The sequence below is a fragment of the Rhodococcus sp. Leaf233 genome, from assembly GCF_001426165.1.
GTDB classification, from domain to species: Bacteria; Actinomycetota; Actinomycetes; order Mycobacteriales; family Mycobacteriaceae; genus Rhodococcoides; species Rhodococcoides fascians.
The window spans coordinates 275,550-294,352 of sequence record NZ_LMRO01000012.1; the positions used below are offsets into that span (position 1 = coordinate 275,550).

18 protein-coding genes are annotated in these 18,803 nt (G+C 65.0%); 11 read left to right on the forward strand and 7 right to left on the reverse strand.

Annotated elements, in window-relative coordinates; genetic code table 11:
• Nucleotides 1–16: 16 nt before the first annotated feature.
• Nucleotides 17–421, reverse strand: a complete 405-nt coding sequence (locus ASH04_RS20945; protein ID WP_057474434.1) for a MerR family transcriptional regulator — start codon at nt 419–421, stop codon at nt 17–19.
• A 34-nt stretch (nt 422–455) separates the two neighbouring features.
• The gene (locus tag ASH04_RS20950; protein ID WP_027495310.1) at nt 456–1,964 is read right to left on the reverse strand and encodes a SulP family inorganic anion transporter; all 1,509 of its coding nucleotides are present in this window, start codon (nt 1,962–1,964) and stop codon (nt 456–458) included.
• Nucleotides 1,965–2,137: 173 nt separating this feature from the next.
• Here ASH04_RS20950 and ASH04_RS20955 point away from each other — a divergent pair, with 173 nt between their 5' ends.
• Nucleotides 2,138–3,031, forward strand: a complete 894-nt coding sequence (locus tag ASH04_RS20955) for a LysR substrate-binding domain-containing protein (RefSeq protein ID WP_027495309.1) — start codon at nt 2,138–2,140, stop codon at nt 3,029–3,031.
• 3 nt (nt 3,032–3,034) lie between these two features.
• On the opposite strand, the gene ASH04_RS20960 is transcribed toward ASH04_RS20955, so the two are convergent.
• Together ASH04_RS20960 and ASH04_RS20965 are read right to left on the reverse strand one after the other, a co-directional pair.
• Nucleotides 3,035–3,430: a universal stress protein gene (locus tag ASH04_RS20960; protein WP_032406029.1), complete on the reverse strand. Its 396-nt coding sequence runs from the start codon at nt 3,428–3,430 to the stop codon at nt 3,035–3,037.
• Entirely contained in the window at nt 3,427–4,326 is a 900-nt protein-coding gene (locus tag ASH04_RS20965; protein ID WP_200937354.1) for a 2-hydroxyacid dehydrogenase, read from the reverse strand. Before ASH04_RS20965 ends, ASH04_RS20960 begins: the two co-directional genes overlap by 4 nt.
• 436 nt (nt 4,327–4,762) lie before the next feature.
• Here ASH04_RS20965 and ASH04_RS20970 point away from each other — a divergent pair, with 436 nt between their 5' ends.
• The 7 genes from ASH04_RS20970 to ASH04_RS21000 are packed head-to-tail and all read left to right on the forward strand — an operon-like array spanning nt 4,763 to nt 12,129.
• A complete protein-coding gene (locus tag ASH04_RS20970) occupies nt 4,763–6,340 on the forward strand; it encodes an ABC transporter substrate-binding protein (RefSeq protein ID WP_057474436.1) in 1,578 nt (525 codons plus the stop codon).
• 1 nt (nt 6,341) lies between these two features.
• A complete protein-coding gene (locus ASH04_RS20975; RefSeq protein WP_027495305.1) occupies nt 6,342–7,271 on the forward strand; it encodes an ABC transporter permease in 930 nt (309 codons plus the stop codon).
• Nucleotides 7,272–7,275: 4 nt separating this feature from the next.
• On the forward strand, nt 7,276–8,262 hold the full coding sequence (locus ASH04_RS20980) for an ABC transporter permease (protein ID WP_032392460.1): 987 nt from the start codon (nt 7,276–7,278) through the stop codon (nt 8,260–8,262).
• On the forward strand, nt 8,259–9,284 hold the full coding sequence (locus tag ASH04_RS20985) for an ABC transporter ATP-binding protein (protein ID WP_057474437.1): 1,026 nt from the start codon (nt 8,259–8,261) through the stop codon (nt 9,282–9,284). Before ASH04_RS20980 ends, ASH04_RS20985 begins: the two co-directional genes overlap by 4 nt.
• Nucleotides 9,277–10,272, forward strand: a complete 996-nt coding sequence (locus tag ASH04_RS20990) for an ABC transporter ATP-binding protein (protein ID WP_027495302.1) — start codon at nt 9,277–9,279, stop codon at nt 10,270–10,272. Before ASH04_RS20985 ends, ASH04_RS20990 begins: the two co-directional genes overlap by 8 nt.
• The gene (locus ASH04_RS20995) at nt 10,269–11,009 is read left to right on the forward strand and encodes a sulfite exporter TauE/SafE family protein (protein WP_082519362.1); all 741 of its coding nucleotides are present in this window, start codon (nt 10,269–10,271) and stop codon (nt 11,007–11,009) included. The genes ASH04_RS20990 and ASH04_RS20995 overlap by 4 nt, the downstream gene beginning before the upstream one ends.
• Nucleotides 11,010–11,055: 46 nt before the next feature.
• Nucleotides 11,056–12,129, forward strand: a complete 1,074-nt coding sequence (locus ASH04_RS21000; RefSeq protein WP_057474438.1) for an SDR family oxidoreductase — start codon at nt 11,056–11,058, stop codon at nt 12,127–12,129.
• A gap of 41 nt (nt 12,130–12,170) precedes the next feature.
• Here ASH04_RS21000 and ASH04_RS21005 read toward each other — a convergent pair whose 3' ends face one another.
• The 3 genes from ASH04_RS21005 to ASH04_RS21015 form a co-directional block, all read right to left on the reverse strand.
• Nucleotides 12,171–13,583 (reverse strand): xylulokinase, encoded by a 1,413-nt coding sequence (locus ASH04_RS21005; protein WP_057474439.1) that lies wholly within the window; start codon nt 13,581–13,583, stop codon nt 12,171–12,173.
• A 40-nt stretch (nt 13,584–13,623) separates the two neighbouring features.
• Nucleotides 13,624–15,321, reverse strand: a complete 1,698-nt coding sequence (locus ASH04_RS21010) for a SulP family inorganic anion transporter (RefSeq protein ID WP_057474440.1) — start codon at nt 15,319–15,321, stop codon at nt 13,624–13,626.
• Nucleotides 15,322–15,428: 107 nt separating this feature from the next.
• Nucleotides 15,429–15,773 (reverse strand): ArsR/SmtB family transcription factor, encoded by a 345-nt coding sequence (locus ASH04_RS21015; RefSeq protein WP_057474441.1) that lies wholly within the window; start codon nt 15,771–15,773, stop codon nt 15,429–15,431.
• A 115-nt stretch (nt 15,774–15,888) separates the two neighbouring features.
• Here ASH04_RS21015 and ASH04_RS21020 point away from each other — a divergent pair, with 115 nt between their 5' ends.
• The 3 genes from ASH04_RS21020 to ASH04_RS21030 all read left to right on the forward strand — a co-directional run bounded on the left by ASH04_RS21020 (nt 15,889) and on the right by ASH04_RS21030 (nt 18,696).
• Entirely contained in the window at nt 15,889–16,536 is a 648-nt protein-coding gene (locus ASH04_RS21020; RefSeq protein WP_032392467.1) for a TetR family transcriptional regulator, read from the forward strand.
• 148 nt (nt 16,537–16,684) lie between these two features.
• Nucleotides 16,685–17,842, forward strand: a complete 1,158-nt coding sequence (locus tag ASH04_RS21025; protein ID WP_027495295.1) for an acyl-CoA dehydrogenase — start codon at nt 16,685–16,687, stop codon at nt 17,840–17,842.
• Nucleotides 17,843–17,847: 5 nt separating this feature from the next.
• A complete protein-coding gene (locus ASH04_RS21030; RefSeq protein WP_283548657.1) occupies nt 17,848–18,696 on the forward strand; it encodes a 3-hydroxybutyryl-CoA dehydrogenase in 849 nt (282 codons plus the stop codon).
• Nucleotides 18,697–18,803: the final 107 nt, after the last annotated feature.

The window sequence follows — 18,803 nt, forward strand, 5'->3', positions numbered from 1 at the left end:
GTCAGATCTGGGCCGGTCAGATCTGGGCCGCTGCGCCGCGAGTCGACAGCACCTCGGTCAGCTCCTCGGCGTAGGCGAGCTGCCGCCGCAACGTGCGGCAGCTTTCCTCGGCCTTGGTGTGGCAATCACGAACGAAGGCCGCGGCCGACGACCTCGCGTCGTCGGTCGCGTTCTCGTCGCCGAGAACGTCGAGGGATTCCAGTAGCTGTTTCATTTCGGCCAACGTGAAGTCGAGTGGCTTCATCCGGCGAATCACGAGCAGGCGTTCGACGTCGGACTCGGTGTAGAGCCGAAAGCCGCCGACGGTCCGAGCAGAGGGCGTGACCAGACCGACATCGTCGTAGTGACGAACCGTGCGAATCGACAGCTCGGTTCGTTGAGCTACCTGCCCGATCTGCATGTGTACGCCGTCGACTGTCATGTGCCGCCTCTCTTCGCCCGACCAACCACCCTAGTCAGTGCTCGGCACCCAGGTTCCCACTGAGACGATCGTGCCGCTCGGTCGACGGCGCGTTCAGGCCCACGATCTCCACCGTCTTGCCCTTGGCGGCGTACTTGGTGGTGATGGCGTCGAGGGTCGCAACGGTCGACGCGTCCCAGATGTGCGACTCGGACATGTCGATGACGACGTTCTTCGGATCTCCGACGTAGTCGAACTGGTAGATCAGATCGTTGCTCGACGCGAAGAACAACTCGCCCTTGACGGCGTAGACGCGGGTGTCGTCGTCGGGATGTGCGACGTCGACAACCTCGGTCAGGTGCGCAACCCGCCTGGCGAACAAGACCATCGCGGTGATCACTCCGACGACGACGCCGTACGCGAGGTTGTGGGTGACCACGGTGACAGCCACGGTGGCCACCATGACGAGAGTTTCGCTCTTGGGCATGCGCCGCAACGTCTTCGGGTGAATGCTGTGCCAGTCGAAGGTGCCGACCGACACCATGATCATCACGGCGACCAATGCGGCCATCGGAATGAGCGCGACGATGTCGCCGAGACCGACCACCAGGATCAACAAGAAGGTGCCGGCGAGGAACGTCGAGATACGGGTGCGGGCACCGGAGACCTTCACGTTGATCATGGTCTGGCCGATCATCGCGCAGCCGCCCATACCGCCGGTGAATCCGGTGACAAGATTCGCCACGCCCTGGCCCCAGCCCTCACGAGTCTTGTTGGAGTGCGAGTCGGTGATGTCGTCGACGAGCTTGGCCGTCATCAGTGATTCGAGCAGACCGACCAGGGCAATGGCCAGAGCGAACGGCGCGATGATCGACAGGGTGTCGAACGTGAACGGCACGTCCGGGATCAGGAACGACGGCAGCGAGGACGGCAGTTCACCCTCGTCGCCCACGTCCGGGACGGCCAGCGCGAAGACGAGCGTGACGGCGGTGAGGATCACGATGGCGATCAGAGGTGCCGGCACGACAGTGGTGAGCTTCGGCAGGAAGAACATGATGAGCAGTCCGACGGCGACCATCGGGTAGACCAACCACGGCACCCCGATCAGGTACGGCACCTGTGAGGTGAAGATCAGGATAGCCAGGGCGTTGACGAATCCGACCATGACACTGCGCGGGATGAATCGCATCAACTTGGCGACGCCGAGGACGCTCAACACGATCTGCAGCACTCCCCCGAGGATGACCGCGGCAATGAGGTAGTCGAGGCCGTACTCGCGAGCCAAGGGGGCGACCACCAGGGCGATCGCTCCGGTGGCCGCGGAGATCATCGCCGGTCGACCCCCGACGATGGAGATGGTGACGGCCATCGTGAACGATGCGAACAACCCGACGCGGGGATCGACACCGGCGATGATCGAGAACGAAATGGCTTCCGGGATCAACGCCAGCGCCACCACCAGTCCGGCAAGAACCTCGGTCTTCAGTCGCCTCGGTGAGCGCAACGCACCCAGCACCGAGACGTCTTCGACGGCGGTGCCGGGCACCTGGGCAGCTCGAGACACGACGACTCCGTTCGATGGTTACGAGGGACGACAACCGGGATGGGCGTCCACTCCGCGAGCAACTCTACTCTTACCGGAGGGAAGGTTACCAATCATCGAGGCGTGGACCACGTGCGCTAGATTTATACGAAAAAGCACGCCGGTACTCCCAGCGCGATGCAAGGAATGAATCGATGTTCTCGCTCAACAGGCTGTCCTGCTTCATCGCCGTCGCCGAGGAATTGCACTTCGGCCGCGCCGCCGAACGTCTGCACATGACGCAGCCGCCGCTCAGCAGGCAGATCCAACAACTCGAGAGCGAAGTCGGCGTGCAGCTCATCGACCGCACGAGCCGGTCGGTGACCCTGACGGCCGCGGGATTGGCCTTCCTACCCGAGGCCCGACGCATCCTCGACCTCGCCGAGGGCGCACTGCTGACGGTGCGACGCGTTCCCACCGGAGACCTGGGGACTGTGATCGTGGGATTCACCGGGGCATCGGCGCATGCGGTGCTCCCGCAGCTGCTCGACGCCGCGCGCGAGAAGCTACCGGACGTGAAAATCGTTCTACGCGAGATGGTCTCGGCGGTACAGATGGAGTCCTTGGCCATCGGCGATCTGGATCTCGGGTTGGCCAGACCCCCGCTCAAGCGACCGGGCATCGCGTCCCGGCCGGTGCTGCACGAGTCGTTGATCGCGGCGATGCCCGAAGAACACCCGCTGGCCGCGAAGGACGAGCTGTCGGTAGAGGACTTCGACGAGCAGCCGATCATCATGTACTCGCCCGTCGACGCGCGGTACTTCCACGAACTGCTGATCAGCACCTTCACCATCGTCGGGGTCTCGCCGCGCTACGTGCAGTACGTGACCCAGGTACACACGATGCTGGTGCTCGTTCGCTCGGGAATCGGACTGGCCCTGGTACCCGAGTCGGCGTCGACCATGCGGCCGGAAGGCGTTGTGTTCCGGCCGGTTCGGACCGTAAAGGAACGCCCCGTCGAACTCGACGCTGCCTGGCGCGTCGACAACGACAACCCGGCACTGCACCGCTTCATGACCGACGTGCTGCCGACGCGCGAGTGGGCGTGACGACTACCGCGGCGTCCCCACCGGCGGCTTGACGGCCGTCACCGGGCAATGTGCTTCGAGCAGTACGCGCTGAGAGATGCTGCCCATGAACAACTTTCCGACGGGCGATCGACGTCGGATGCCGATGACGACCAGCTGAGCCTGCTCGTCGAACGACAGGTCGATCAGGTTGTCGGCGTGCGAGCGGCCGGCCTCGTTGTCGTGAATCTTCGTCGTGACACCGACCGCCGACGCCTCCTCGCGAGCCGATTCGACGGTGGCAGCGAACTCGGCGTCTGCCGCGCTGTTGTCCTCGGCCACGATGAGCAGATCCGTTCCGCGCATCTGGGCCTCGCGAAATGCGAAGGGCAGCGCGCCTTTTCCTTCGGTGGTCGGCGAGTAGCCGACGACGACGGTCACTTCGTCACCGGCGTGACGAGGGAGCCGTCGGCCAGGAATCGATCGAGGTTCTCCAGTGTCAGTGCTTCCATGGCGGCGCGAGTCTCCACCGTTGCGCTGCCCACGTGCGGCAACAGCACCACGTTGTCCATCGCGAGCAGGGCGTCGGGCACGTTCGGTTCGTGGGCGAACACGTCCAGACCCGCACCGGCGAGCTGCCCGGAGGCGAGCAGTTCGATCAGCGCCTCCTCGTCGACGACGCTTCCGCGCGCCACGTTGATCAGATAGCCCTGCGGCCCCAGCGCTTCGAGCACCGCGCGATCGACCAGATGGGCCGTTCCCGAGCCGCCCGAGGCGGCGACGATCAGTACGTCGACGCTCTCGGCGAGCGCTACAGGATTGGCCGCGTACGCATACGGTGAACCGTCGATCTCGTTGCGGTTGTGGTACGAGATGGGGCATCGGAATGCGGTGAGCCGGTCCGCGATTGCAGATCCGATCCGGCCGAGCCCAATGATCCCGACTCGTTTGCCAGTGACCTGGCGGGTCAGCGGAGTGTTGCCCTCAGCCGGCCAGCGGCCGGCCCGTACGAATCGCTCCGCGGACGAGAGCCCACGCACGGTGTCGATCACCAGGCCGACAGCGAGATCCGCGACGCAGTCGGTGAGCACATCCGGGGTGTTGCTGACCCCGATTCCACGCTCGGTGGCCGCGTCGACGTCGGTGGTGTCGTATCCGACTCCGAAGTTCACGACGGCTCCGAGCTGCGGCAACCGCTCCATCAGCGCTGCGTCGACGCCGGTTCGGCCGGACGTGACGACGGCGGTGATCGACGGGCCGTGTTCGGCCAGGAACTGCTCACGCTCGTCCCCGTCGGGCAAGGTCAGCGCGTCGTAGTCGGCAACCAGAGTGTCCATCAGGGACGGCTTCAGCGGCCCGACTCGGAGCACGCGGCCCCCCTGACGTGAATCTTGTTGCAACACAGACTTTTCCTGTTGACCGGTGGTCACCGTTGTTCTCCTCGCGATGTGGTGGAGCGTGCGCGTTTCCTGTACGGTATGCCGCTTCTCGGATACCTGTCCAACACGCAAATAACATGGACCGATACCCAAACGGCATGAACATGACCCTCAGCATGCAGGTATACCTAACCCGCTTCGACGTTCGACCTGCTCAGAGGCGCTGAACTGCGAGCAGCCGCACTGATTCAGCACAATTGTGACGTGGATAACGGGCCGAAACGTCGCTTTCGTCCGGTTGACGGTGGAGATCACCCACTCCTACCGTGTGTCTACCGTCACAGATCCCAATGCGGCTCGATGACGCGTATCCCTTTTCCCACTGGAGGCCACCATGAGCCCTGCACTCTCCGTGCAGCAGGGACGGACCCATCGCGTCGCCGCTATTGCTGTTGGCGCACTATCACTTTCATTGATCGCAAGCGGCTGCACCGTCGCGAACTCGAGCAACGGAACCGCAGCCCGCGCAGACACCCTGCGCATCGTTCTGCCTCAGGAACCGCCCACCCTCGAAGCCTGCGACGTATCGCTGACGTCGGTCGGAGTGGTCACGCGCTCGAACATCACCGAGCCGCTGATGGAGCGCAATCCGAGTACCGGTGATCTCGAACCGAAGTTGGCGGACTCCTGGGAGCAGACCTCGGACACCGAGTGGACGTTCGCCATTCACCCCGGCGTGACGTTCAGCGACGGCAGCCCCTTCGAAGCCGAGGATGCAGCGTTCTCCATCGACCGCACCGTCAACTCCGAACTGGGATGCAACGTCGAGGGATATGTCTTCGGCGACGCCGATCTGGTGGTGAAAGCCGTCGACCCGTTGACGCTGACGGTGCAGTCACCCGAGCCCGATCCCATTCTGCCGCTGCGGCTCTCGTTCGTGGAGATGGTTCCGCGCACTTCGAGCTACACCGAGCGGGTACGCGAACCGATCGGCACCGGCCCGTTCGCGATCGAGCGGTGGGACTACGGCCAGAAGCTCTCCCTGGTACGCAACGAGACCTACTGGGGCCCGAAGCCCGAATACGCCAGGGCCGAATACCAATGGCGCAGTGAAGGCAGTGTCCGCGCGTCGATGGTGACCAACGGCGAGGCCGAGATCGCCACGTCGGTCGGACCGGAGGACGGTGCAGGCGACCTCGGCGTGGCCTATCCCAACAACGAGACCACGGCACTGCGCATGCAGGCCGCGCAACCGCCACTGGACGACATGCGGGTTCGGCAGGCGATCAACTACGCCATCAATCGCGACGGCATCGTCAAGGCGTTGTTCCGCGGACTCGGTTCACCTGCAGCACAGCTCATTTCCGAGGGCGTCGTGGGATACAACGAAGACCTGACTCCCTGGCCCTACGACATGGACGAGGCCAGGACGTTGATCGAGCAGGCCCGTGCCGACGGGGTTCCGGTGGACACCGAGATCCGTCTCATCGGACGCACCGGTCAGTTCCCGAAGATCAACGAAACGGTGGAGGTCATTCAGAACTCGCTGTCCAAGATCGGCATGAATGTCAAGATCGAAATGATGGACGCCGCAGGAACTGCCGAGTACCAGGAGCGGCCGTTCCCGGACGTCGGTCCGTACCTGCTGGTCATCCAGCACGGCAACCAGGCCGGCGACTCCGCCTTCACGGTCGATCAGTACTTCACCAGTGACGGGTTCCAGAGTGCCTACGGCACAGCGGACTTCGACAAGGAGATCGCCGCTGCCGGCGCTCTCACCGGAGAAGACAGGCAGGCCGCGTACGCCCAGGTGTTCGCCGACGAACCGAAGGACATCATGCAGATGGCCTACATCGCGCACATGAACGGGGTGCTCGCCAAGGCCGCCTCCGTGGACTACACCCCGGACTCGGCCACGGTCGACGAAATGCATCTGGCCGCGATGACCCGCGCCGAGACCGAGAGGCCCTGACATGTTCAGATTTCTGCGCCGACGGATCTACACCAGCCTGATCCCGCTGTTCGTCGTTCTACTGGGCGTCTTCTTCCTCGCCAGGCTCACCGGCGACCCCACCAGCCTGTACCTACCCGAGTCGGCCACCCAGGCGCAGCGCGAAGCGTTCCGCGCCACCAACGGCTTCGATCAGCCGGTGCTGACTCAGTTGCTTGACTACTTCAAGGGTGTCGTACAACTCGACTTCGGGCAGTCACTGCGCACCGGCGAGGACGCGTCGGCAATGGCCCTGCGCGCCTTCCCCGCAACGCTGCAGCTGGCGTTCGCAACGATGTTCCTCGCCATCCTCGGTGCGGTGATCATCGGCTGCTGGGCCGCATACCGGCCGAACTCGCTCGCCGATCGCATCTCGAGCCTGCTGTCGATGACGGCGGCGTCCATTCCCGACTTCTGGTTCGCCATCATGGGCGTCTACGTCTTCGCCATCCTGTTCGGTTGGCTGCCCACCTCCGGGGTGGACAGCGGAATGCTCTCGTGGGTGTTGCCGATCGCCACGCTGCTCATTCGCCCGCTAGGCGTCCTGACTCAGGTCGTCCGTGGCGCGATGGTCTCGGCACTGTCGGCACCGTACGTTCGATTGGCGAGAAGCAAAGGGGCGGGCGACCTTCGAGTTGTCACCCACCACGCTCTGCGCAACGCCGCGGCACCGGCGCTGACCGTGGCCGGCGACCTGATGGTCGGACTCGTCAACGGCGCGGTGGTCGTCGAAGCCATCTTCGGCTGGCCGGGTATCGGAAAACTGATGATCGACGCCATCCTGCAGCGCGACTTCGCTGTTCTGCAGGCGGCCGTGTTGTTGACGGCGGTGAGCATCTTCGTGCTCAACATCGTCATCGATGCCTGCTATGCACTGCTCGATGCCCGGGTTCGCGACAAGGTGAAGGTCTAAGAACATGTCACTCGACTTCGAAGCACCGAAAACATCCGAGCCGGAGGATGTTCCACCATCGGCTCCGGTGGAAGCCCGCAAGGCGTCGGCCCCACTGTGGAAGCTACTCCTGCGGGACAGGGTCGCCACCGTCGCTGCCGCAATCCTGGTGCTGGTCTTCCTCACCGCGATCTTCGGCCCGATGTTGGTCGGGGACGCCGCAACCGACCAAGATCTCGACCGCTCGAACCTGCCCCCGTTCACCCTCGACACCGGCTGGATGAACATCCTCGGCACAGATCCATTGGGGCGCAGCATGTTGGCCCGGCTGATCGTCGCCAGCAGAACCACACTCTCGGTGGCCATTCCGGCCGTGATCCTCTCGGCGATCATCGGCTCGTTCATCGGTATGTGGGCCGGCTTCCATCGCGGCTGGCGCGAGACCGCGGCGATGCGCGTCGCCGACGTCATCCTCAGCTTCCCGTCCCTGCTGATGGCCGTCGTCGTGCTCTACGTCTTCTCGCCCAGTGCCGCGAACATCGTGCTGGTCCTGACGGTCACGCGTATCCCGATCTACCTGCGTACCGCCCGCGCCGAGTCCGCAGAACTGCAGAGTCGGTTGTTCGTGGACGCTGCCCGTACGTTCGGCGCGAAGAGCGGATCGGTGATCAGACGCCATGTGGCCCCGATTCTGCTGCCGACTCTGCTGACCGTCGCGACCCTGGACTTCTGCTTCGTCATCCTGGCCGAGTCGTCACTGAGCTTCCTGGGCATCGGCATTCAGCCGCCCGACGTCTCCTGGGGCCTGATGGTCTCGCAGGGCCGTACCTACCTGCAGACCGCCTGGTGGCTCTCCTTCTTCCCCGGCCTCGCGATCGTGTTGACGACCGTCTCGGCCACCGTTCTCGCCGCCTGGGCCCGCATCGCCACCGATCCCGCGCAGCGGTGGCGACTCAATGTCCCCCGATCCAAGCGGTCTCGCCTGATCCCCGCACGAAAGGTCGTCTCATGAGCGCACCGGCAACCAGCGCACCGTCGGCGCGACCCGACACCGGTAGTGTCGCCCTGGACGTACGCGGACTGACCGTCGACCTGCGAACGCCGTCGGGTGTCATCCGCGCCGTCGACAACGTCACCTTCAGCGCCCGCCGCGGTGAAACTCTTGCTCTGCTCGGTGAATCCGGCTGCGGCAAGTCGATGACGGCACAGGCCATCGTCGGGTTGCTCGAGCCGATCGCCGACATCACCGGCGGCTCGGTGGAGATGGGCGACGTCGATTTGGTCACCGCCAAGACCAAGGTGCGACGCACGATCGCGGCCACCGAACTGGCCATCGTCTTCCAGGATGCACTGACCGCACTCAATCCCGTCTATACCGTGGGAACCCAACTGGCCGAGCCGTTTCGGATCCACCGGGGTATGTCGGCCAAGCAGGCGCGAGTCGAGGCCATCGCCCTGATGGCCCGCGTGGGTATCCCCGAGCCCGAATCACGCGCCGACTCCTACCCACACCAGTTCTCCGGCGGCATGCGGCAACGCCTGCTGATCGCGATGGCCGTGGCCCTGAGTCCGTCGGTACTGCTGGCCGACGAACCGACCACCGCCCTCGATGTCACCGTGCAGGCGCAGATCATGGCACTGCTCAAGGAATTGCGCACCGAGCACGACATGGCCGTCGTACTCATCACCCACGATCTCGCTCTGGTGGCCGAAGAGGCCGATCGAGTGGCAATCATGTACGCGGGCAACGTCGTCGAAACCGGGTTGGTTTCGGAGGTGTTCGGATCGCCGCGCCACCCCTACACCAAGGGTCTGCTCGACTCGGTACCCGTGCACGCTGTCCGCGGCGAGGATCTCAAATCCATCGGCGGCACCCCGCCGGATCTGCACTCGATCCCCGACGGATGCGTCTACCAGGCACGCTGCCCCATCGCCCGTGAGATCTGTATCAGTAGCCGCCCGCCGCTCGAATCCGTCGGCAACGGCCGCCTGTCGGCCTGCCACTTCCCGAACGAGGTATCGCGCAATGTCTGAGCAACTGTTGACCGTTCGTGGCCTGAACAAGACCTTCGACGTCGGCCGCGGGAAGCTACGCGCTCTGGACTCCATCGACCTCGACCTGCGGCGCGGCGAAACCCTCGGCCTGGTCGGCGAATCCGGCTGCGGCAAGTCCACTCTCGCGCGGACGTTGATGATGCTCGAACGCCCGGACTCGGGCACCGTCGCCTTCGACGGCACGGATCCGTTCGCGCTCCGCGGCAAGGAACTCCTCGCCTGGCGCCGCCGCGTACAGATGGTGTTCCAGGATCCGTACGGTTCACTGAACTCACGCATGACGGCCGGGGACATCATCGGTGAACCATGGCGAACCCACAAGAGCCTGTACAAGACTCGACGTGACCGCTCCGCGCGGGTCCGTGAGCTGCTGCATCTGGTGGGCTTGCGACCGAGCGACGAGAACCGGTTCCCGCAGGAGTTCTCCGGCGGTCAGCGGCAGCGCCTCGGCATCGCGCGCGCTCTGGCACTGAACCCCGACGTCATCATCTGCGACGAGCCGGTGTCGGCTCTCGATCTCTCGGTCCAGGCCCAGGTGCTCAACCTGCTCAACGATCTGCAGAAGCAACTCGGCATCTCCTACGTGTTCATCTCGCACGATCTGTCGGTCGTTCGGCACGTCGCTGACCGCGTCGCGGTGATGTATCTGGGCCGCATCGTCGAATCCGGAGCCACCGAGGCAGTGTTCGATCGGCCCGCGCACCCCTACACCGCAGCGTTGATGTCGGCTGCACCCACACTCGATGCGTCGAGCCGCGGGGACAAGATTCTGCTGAAAGGCGAGGTGCCGTCGCCACTGAATCCGCCGTCGGGATGCCGTTTCCGTACTCGCTGCTGGAAGGCGACCGACCTGTGCGCGAGCGACGCACCACCCGTCGCACACGACGCCGACGAGGCCGATCATGTTGCCGAATGCCATTATCCGCTCGTGGCAGGAAATCTCGGTCTCGTCGCCGCCGGAACATGACACTCACGCACCTGAGTGTCACCGGCTTCGTCGTCGTCGCCCTCGCGATCTTCTTCGCATCCGCGATGCAGGCGTCGATCGGCTTCGGCATGGGCATGCTGGCCGCCCCCATCGTGGCCATCGTCGACCCCGGACTCGTACCGGGAACGCTGATCATGCTCGCGGTCGTGGTCAGCGTGCTCGTACTGGTACGCGACCGGACGGCTCTCGATCTCTCGGGAGCCGGGTGGGCACTCGCCGGACGACTGCCCGGCTCGGTGGTGGGTGCGCTGCTACTGGTCCTGTTGCCCGAACGCGGGCTGGCGATACTGTTGGCACTCGTGGTCCTGGGCGGCGTCGCGCTGACGTCGTTCGGCTGGGTTCCGTTGCCGCACAAACGCAATCTCGTCGTCGCCGGGGCCGCGTCGGGAGTTCTGGGAACCGCCACCTCCATCGGTGGGCCACCGATGGCTCTGGTGTGGCAAGGCAACTCCGGAGCCGAACTCCGCAGCACGATGAGTTGCTTCTTCCTCGTCGGCTCGGTCATCTCCATCGCGGTGTTGACGGTGGCCGGAGCGGTGAACAGCCACACCGCCACGCTGTTCGCGTTCCTGGCCCCGGCGACAGTTCTGGGGTTCCTGCTCTCTCGGGTGATCAACCGAGTTCTCGATCGACGACGCCTACGTATCACGGCAATCGCCGTCTCGGCCGTGGGCGCGATCGTGCTCGTCGTCCAGCAAGTACTGGCCCTGACGTGAGTGAAGCGTCACGTGTTGCATCGGCTCCAGTGGGTAACCGAATTCGATGACTACGAACACCACGCGCGCGTTGATCGTAGGTGCCACCGGCATTTCCGGGCAGGCGCTGTGCCGCGCAGCACTCGATGCAGGCTGGACCACCTACGGACTGAGTCGGAGCGGCAGTACCCCCGTCGACAGCGTCGTGCCGGTCGCGGCGGATCTGCTCGACCCGCAGTCCCTCGAAGACGCGCTGAAGGACGTCCGCCCCGAGGTCGTGTTCTTCACCGCGTGGATGAAGAAGGACTCCGAGCAGGAGAACATCGAGGTCAACTCGGCGACCCTACGCAATGTGCTGAATGTTCTCGGCCCCCTCGATTCGGTGAAACACGTCGCTCTGATGACCGGGCTCAAGCACTACCTCGGCCCGTTCGATGCATACGGTGAGGCCGTGATGGCCGAGACGCCGTTCCACGAAACCGAGGACCGCCTCGACACGCCGAACTTCTACTACGCGCAGGAAGACGAACTGTTCGCCGGCGCAGACAAATACGGGTTCGGATGGAGCGTGCACCGCGCTCACACCGTCTCCGGTTTTGCCGTGGGCAACGCGATGAACATGATGCTGACGCTGTCCGTCTACGCGTCGATCTGCAAGGAACTGGGCGAGAAGTTCGTCTTCCCCGGTTCCGAGACCCAGTGGAACGGGCTCACCGACCTCACCGACGCCGACTTGCTCGCCGAGCAGATGGTCTGGGCCGCAACCGACGACAACGCGCGCAACGAGGCGTTCAACATCGCCAACGGTGACGTCTTTCGCTGGCGCTGGCTGTGGCCGCAGTTCGCCGAGCACTTCGGCGTCGAGCCCGAGGGCTTCGACACCGAGCCGCGTCCCCTCGAACCCCGCATGTCCGACGCGGCCGCCGCGTGGAAGCGCATCGCCGAGAAGCACGATCTGGTGGAGAGCGATGTCTCCCGCCTGGCGTCGTGGTGGCACACCGACGGTGACCTCGGCCGCGACATGGAATGCCTGACAGACATGAACAAGTCCAAGAAGGCCGGCTTCCTGGGCTTCCGCTCCACGCCGGATGCCATCGCCTCGGTGATCCAGCGTTACCGAGATGCGCGCCTGATTCCCTGAGTGCCTGCGGCAGTGGTGCGGTTATGTGCCCTCTGCGGCACTCAACCGCGCCACTGCGGCGCAGCCGCATACCCCGCGTAGCGCTCTCGCACCGCCGGCGTGGGGTCTGCCTCGTATGTCTTCGAGGTGGCCTGCGCCCAGGTCGGCGGCTCACTGGTCCCGGCCAAAGTCCATGCTGCCTGGCGCGCTGCCCCGTCGGCGACGTATTCACCGGGCTCGGGTACGGCCACCGGCACCCCGAGAATTGCCGGAGCCAAGGCTCGGAGAGCCGCTGACTTCGCACCGCCGCCGATGAGCAGCACACGCCGTACGTCCACTCCCTGTGCACGCAGGTAGTCGATACCGTCGGCCAGTCCGCACAGCAGTCCTTCGACGGCAGCACGAGCCAGGTGGCCAGGAGTCGAATTGTTCAGTCGCAGTCCATGAATCGCACCGGACGCATCGGGGAGATTGGGCGTCCGCTCGCCCTCGAAGTACGGCACCATCACCACACCGTCGCTCGTCGTCGACAGAGCCAACCGCGACAACTCATCGTGATCGACGCCCAGCATTCGCGCCGTCGCATCGAGGACGCGAGCCGCGTTGAGCGTGCACACCAACGGCAGCTGACGCCCGGTGGCGTCGGCGAATCCGGCGACCAGGCCCGAACCGTCGGCCGCGGCAGCGGTGGTCACCGCCGAGACGACGCCGGACGTGCCGATCGAGACCACCACATCACCGGGCTGCGCATCGAGGGCAAGCGCCGCCGCGGCATTGTCTCCGGTACCCGGGCCGATCAGCGCACCGGCGGCAGTGTGGCCTATCGCCTCGTTCGGCGCTGCCACGCGGGGCAGCAATGGGCTGCGGCCACGAAAACCCAGCTGCAACAGATCCGTTCGATACTCGTTCGTGGCCGCCGAGAAGTATCCGGTGCCGCTCGCATCGCCGCGGTCGGTGGCCAAGGCGTCGAGCCCCGACGCGCCACCGAGCTGCCAGCCGATCCAATCGTGCGGAAGGCACACCGCCGCAGTGCGATCGGCGTTGTCGGGCTCGTTGTCGGCGAGCCACCGCAGCTTGGCGACGGTGATCGAGGCCAACGGAACCACGCCGACCGCGTCGGCCCAGGCCTGACCGCCGTCGCCACCGGTCTTCTCGCCGAGTTCCGCGATCAGATCTTCTGCCGCCTGGGCCGACCGAGTGTCGTTCCACAGCAATGCTTTACGAATCACGGATCCGTTGTCGTCGAGGCAGACCATGCCGTGTTGTTGCGCGCCGACCGACACCGCAGCGACATCGTCCAGCCCGCCGGCGGCGTCGACGGCCTCGTCGAGTGCTTCCTTCCACCGCTGCGGGTCGATCTCGGTGCCGTCGGGATGACCGGCGCGGCCGTGACGCACCAACTCCCCGGTGTCGGCATCGCGAACGAAAACCTTGCACGATTGGGTGGAAGAGTCGATTCCGGCAACGAGAGCCACGATGAGCTGGTCCTTTCGTACGCAAGTGTGACCTACGACCCTACCCGCGGGGCGTGGTCGCCTCGGTCACCAGCGTGCGTGCACAGGCGATGGCCTGCGGGGTGGTGTCGAAGACGTGTCGAGCGTCGTCGTCCTTGGTGGTGAACACCCCCAGGGCTGCGAGGGGACGCAGGTGCTCGGGCTTGGCACCGGAGATCAGGACGGTGATGTGTCGGTGTTCGAGTTCGGTGATGGTGTCCTTGAGAACCATGGCGCCGGTGGCGTCGATCGTGGTGACTCGGGACATGCGCAGGATCACCACCTTCACGTCCGAGACGTCGGCGAGTTCGAGCAGGAAGCTGTGCGCGGCACCGAAAAACAGCGCACCGTCGATGCGGTACGCGACGATGTGTTCCCGCAGCAGGTCTCCTTCTTCCTTCGAGACCGCATCGAGTGTGTTCAGGGGGACCTGCTCGACCGTGGCCGATCGCGCAACGGCCCGCAGAGCCAGGACGGCAGCGAACCCGACGCCGACCGCCACCGCCGTCACGAGATCGAAGACCACCGTGACGAGGAAGGTCGCCGCCATCACCACGGTGTCCCCGCGGCCGGCGCGGGTGATCGCCCGGATGGACGCGGTCTCGACCATCCGCACGGTGGTTGCGAGCAGCACTCCGGCCAGGGCTGCAAGCGGGATATCGGCGACCAACCCGGCCGCGGAGTACATGATGACGGCGAGGATCACCGCGTGGGTGAGGGCCGCAAGCCTGGTGCGGGCACCGGATCGAACGTTGACTGCTGTCCGGGCGATCGCACCTGTGGCGGGAATGCCCCCGAACAGGGGTGCGGCGATGTTCGCAAGGCCCTGTCCGAACAATTCCCGGTCGGGGTTGTGGCGAGCGCCGACGCCCATCGAGTCCGCGGCGGTGGCGGACAGCAACGATTCCAGGGCAGCCAGAGCGGCGACGGCACACGCCGGGGCCAGCAACGCCGTCACGTCACCCAGGTGGAAAAAGCCCAGGCTCGGGGCGGACAACGACGACGGAATGGTGCCGATGCGGGCGATGTCCAGATCGAACAGCTGGGTGGCCACGGTAGCGGCAGCAACCGCGACCAACGAGAACGGGATCTTCGGTGCCAGGCGGCCGCCGACGAGCATGACGATCGCGACGGCGATCGCCACAGCGGGGGTGAGGATGCTCGCATGCGCGACAAACGAACGGGCGGCATCGAACGCGGACTGCCAGACCTTGTCACCTTCGGCGTCCGTGATGCCCAGCGCCGACGGAACCTGTTGCAGTGCAATGACAACGGCAATGCCCGCGGTGAATCCTTCGATGACGGGCGCGGGCATGTACCGCACGGCTCGGCCGATACCTGCTACCGCGAGCACCAACAGAATGATCCCGGCCAGCAGCCCGACCGCGAGCACTCCCGTCGGCCCGTATTCGGCAACGATCGGGACCAGCACCACCGTCATCGCACCGGTCGGACCCGATACCTGAAACCGTGAGCCACCGAATACCGCGGCCACGACTCCCGCGATGATGGCGGTGGTCAGTCCCGCCGCTGCACCCAGCCCGGTGCTGACTCCGAATCCGAGCGCGAGGGGCAGCGCCACCAGCGCCACGATCAGGCCGGCGAGAAGATCCGAACCGGGTGCGCGCAGCGCGGGCTTCCACTCGCTCCAGCGGGGTAGAAGGGCGGATACCGCCCTCAGGGCGTCGTTCCTACGGGTGCGTTTCGTCGGTTCGGACATGCGACGCTTCCTGAAAACTCATCGTTCTTGATCCAGTTAATTGCTAAGTTTAGCAAGTAATGAATCAAGTCGCCGCGAGATACTGCGCACCATCCGCGATCGTCAGGTCAGTTGCGCGATCCGGACTCGCCGTCCAGCAGTTCGACCTGGTTGGCCACCACTCCGGTCAATATCTCCCGGGCTACCACCAGGAGGTCCGCCACCTTCGGCGACGTCAGCGTGTACGACACGGACAACCCCTCTCGAGTGCCCTCGATGAGACCCGCGCGACGGAGAATCGACAGCTGCTGCGATAGATTCGCCGGCTCGATGCCCACCTCGGGCAGCATCTCGGACACTGCGTGTTCGCGTTCGCTCAACAGCTCCAGCACTCGAATGCGCGCGGGATGAGCCAACGTCTTGAAGAAGTCGGCCTTCATTCGGTACAGCGGTCGACTCGAATCCGTGACCATGACGTCCCTTCGTGTCGCCCAGCACTGCTCAGCAGGCTACTTGCGAACACTAGCAATCAGCCACCGAGAAGGACGACCTCAGTGCCCCTGCCGAAACTCCGCTACCTTCACTGGCATGCGCGGAGAACCCGAGGAATCCACCGACTTCAGGCTGACCGTGGCCACCGCGGCCCTGGATCTGTTCTCGGTCAAGGGCTACGACTCGACGACGGTCGACGACATCGCGGTGGCGGCCGGAATCTCGCGTCGGACGTTCTTCCGGCAGTTCCGCGCCAAGGAAGACGTCGTCTTCGCCGATCACGAGATCCTGCTCGAGCAGGTCGGCGCTCTGCTCGCGGCCGACACCGGCGACCCATGGCAGGCCGTCTGCGATGCCGCACAGTTGGTGTACGAGCGATTCTCGGACTGGAAAGAGATGTCGCGGCTGCGATATCAGGTGGTGCATCGAATTCCCGCCCTGCGCGATCGCGAGATCGTCACCGTGTTCCGCTACGACCGTCTCTTCGTCGAATACCTGCAGCGGGCGCTTCCCGACCGCCCTCATCTGGAGATCCTGCAGTTCTCCGCCTCGGTGACCGCGACCCACAACTACTTTCTACGACGGATGATCCGCGACGGCCTGCCGACGTCCGTCACCGACTTGCGCGCAGCGTTGGCGCAGGTCCGCGCCCAGTCCTCGGGAGACGTCGTGGTCGCGACATTCCCGCGGGGCACGTCCGTGAACACCGTCGCCGACGCGTTGGCCCGCCACCTTCCGGAGTGACACCCACCCAAGATGGCACTCAGTGCCGTCTTGGCGAGCCCCACCCTTGAATCGGGGCCGGTCCGGTCGTACACTGAGGTGAAGCTTGGCACTGAGTGCCCTTTCTGGGCAGTGCTGTACCCCCGACATCGCGAGGAGCGTGGCCGACATGGCCGGAAATCCCGACTTCGATCTCTACCAGTCACCCGAGGAGCACGAGGAGCTGCGCGCAGCGATCCGGGCCCTGTCGGAGAAGGAGATCGCCCCGTACGCCAAGGAGGTCGACGAGGACTCGCGCTTCCCGCAGGAGGCGCTCGATGCCCTCAACGCCTCCGGCTTCAACGCCGTGCACGTTCCCGAGGAGTACGACGGTCAGGGTGCCGACTCGGTTGCCGCCTGCATCGTCATCGAAGAGGTCGCCCGCGTCTGCGGCTCGTCCTCACTGATTCCCGCCGTCAACAAGCTCGGCACGATGGGCCTCATCCTCAAGGGCTCCGAGGAGCTCAAGAAGCAGGTCCTGCCCTCGCTCGCAGGCGGCGCGATGGCGTCGTACGCACTGTCCGAGCGCGAAGCCGGCTCCGACGCCGCCAGCATGCGGACCCGCGCGAAGGCCGACGGAGACGACTGGATCCTCAACGGCTCCAAGTGCTGGATCACCAACGGCGGCAAGTCCGACTGGTACACCGTCATGGCCGTCACCGATCCCGACAAGGGTGCCAACGGCATCAGCTCGTTCATCGTGCACAAGGACGACGAAGGATTCGTCGTCGGCCCCAAGGAGAAGAAGCTCGGCATCAAGGGTTCGCCCACCGCCGAGCTCTACTTCGAGAACTGCAAGATCCCCGGAGACCGCATCATCGGTGAGCCCGGCACCGGGTTCAAGACCGCGCTCGAAACCCTCGACCACACCCGGCCCACCATCGGCGCACAGGCCGTCGGCCTCGCTCAGGGCGCTCTCGACGCAGCCATCGCATACACCAAGGACCGCAAGCAGTTCGGCACGTCGATCTCGAGCTTCCAGGCCGTGCAGTTCATGCTCGCCGACATGGCGATGAAGGTCGAAGCTGCCCGCCTGATGGTCTACAGCTCCGCGGCACGCGCCGAGCGCGGCGAGAAGAACCTCGGATTCATCTCTGCCGCAGCGAAGTGCTTCGCCTCCGATGTCGCGATGGAGGTCACCACCGACGCCGTCCAGCTCTTCGGCGGTGCCGGCTACACCACCGACTTCCCCGTCGAGCGCATGATGCGCGACGCCAAGATCACGCAGATCTACGAGGGCACCAACCAGATTCAGCGTGTCGTCATGTCGCGGGCGCTGCTCAAATGAGCAACATCGAACTCGTGGGCGTCATCGGCGGCGGCACCATGGGTGCCGGTATCGCCGAAATGTGCGCCCGCTCCGGTAGCTCGGTGCTGATCCTGGAAACCAGCCAGGGCACCGCCGACGCCGCCGAAGCACGCCTGGACAAATCGTTCGCACGGGCCGTCAAGTCCGGCCGCATCGACGCCGACGCGGCCGAGAAAGCCCGCGCCGCAATCTCGTTGACGCTCGACATCAACGATTTCGCGGACCGCGACCTCGTGATCGAGGCGGCACCGGAGATCGAATCGCTGAAGCTGGATCTGTTCGGCAAGCTCGATTCCATCGTCAAACCCGAAGGAATCCTGGCGACGAACACCTCGTCGATCCCCGTCATCAAGATGGCCAACGCGACGAAGCGACCCGGCCAGGTCGTCGGAGTGCACTTCTTCAACCCCGTACCGGTACTGCCGTTGGTCGAAATCGTCGTCAGCCTCCTCACGAGCGAAGAAACCGTCGACGCCGTCACCGATTACGCGGCGAACACCCTGGGCAAGAAGACAATTCGTGCGGGCGACCGTGCGGGATTCATCGTCAACGCATTGCTCATCCCCTACATGGTCTCGGCCATCCGGATGCTCGAATCCGGCTTCGCCAGCGCCGAGGACATCGACGACGGCATGGTCAACGGTTGCGCCCACCCCATGGGACCGTTGCGTCTGACCGACACCGTCGGCCTCGACGTCACCCTCGCGGTCGCAGAATCGTTGTACGCCGAATTCCGTGAGCCGCATTACGCTCCGCCCCCGCTGCTGCAGCGCATGGTGGACGCGGGAATGCTGGGCCGTAAGAGCGGCAAAGGTTTCTACACGTACTCCTAGCCCACAGCCTTGTTTTTCCGGCACGCCCCCTTCCGGATCAATGCGGCATTCAGCTACTTGAAGTAGCTGAATGCCGCATTCATCCGTTGGCGGGGATGGTGTGAACT

Bases quoted from the DNA above. Each gene is read 5' to 3' on its own strand.
- ASH04_RS20945 (WP_057474434.1), bottom strand. From the start codon at position 421: ATGACAGTCGACGGCGTACACATGCAGATCGGGCAGGTAGCTCAACGA.
- ASH04_RS20955 (WP_027495309.1), top strand. From the start codon at position 2,138: ATGTTCTCGCTCAACAGGCTGTCCTGCTTCATCGCCGTCGCCGAGGAA.
- ASH04_RS20965 (WP_200937354.1), bottom strand. From the start codon at position 4,326: ATGGACACTCTGGTTGCCGACTACGACGCGCTGACCTTGCCCGACGGG.
- ASH04_RS20970 (WP_057474436.1), top strand. From the start codon at position 4,763: ATGAGCCCTGCACTCTCCGTGCAGCAGGGACGGACCCATCGCGTCGCC.
- ASH04_RS20975 (WP_027495305.1), top strand. From the start codon at position 6,342: ATGTTCAGATTTCTGCGCCGACGGATCTACACCAGCCTGATCCCGCTG.
- ASH04_RS20980 (WP_032392460.1), top strand. From the start codon at position 7,276: ATGTCACTCGACTTCGAAGCACCGAAAACATCCGAGCCGGAGGATGTT.
- ASH04_RS20985 (WP_057474437.1), top strand. From the start codon at position 8,259: ATGAGCGCACCGGCAACCAGCGCACCGTCGGCGCGACCCGACACCGGT.
- ASH04_RS20990 (WP_027495302.1), top strand. From the start codon at position 9,277: ATGTCTGAGCAACTGTTGACCGTTCGTGGCCTGAACAAGACCTTCGAC.
- ASH04_RS20995 (WP_082519362.1), top strand. From the start codon at position 10,269: ATGACACTCACGCACCTGAGTGTCACCGGCTTCGTCGTCGTCGCCCTC.
- ASH04_RS21000 (WP_057474438.1), top strand. From the start codon at position 11,056: ATGACTACGAACACCACGCGCGCGTTGATCGTAGGTGCCACCGGCATT.
- ASH04_RS21010 (WP_057474440.1), bottom strand. From the start codon at position 15,321: ATGTCCGAACCGACGAAACGCACCCGTAGGAACGACGCCCTGAGGGCG.
- ASH04_RS21015 (WP_057474441.1), bottom strand. From the start codon at position 15,773: ATGGTCACGGATTCGAGTCGACCGCTGTACCGAATGAAGGCCGACTTC.
- ASH04_RS21020 (WP_032392467.1), top strand. From the start codon at position 15,889: ATGCGCGGAGAACCCGAGGAATCCACCGACTTCAGGCTGACCGTGGCC.
- ASH04_RS21025 (WP_027495295.1), top strand. From the start codon at position 16,685: ATGGCCGGAAATCCCGACTTCGATCTCTACCAGTCACCCGAGGAGCAC.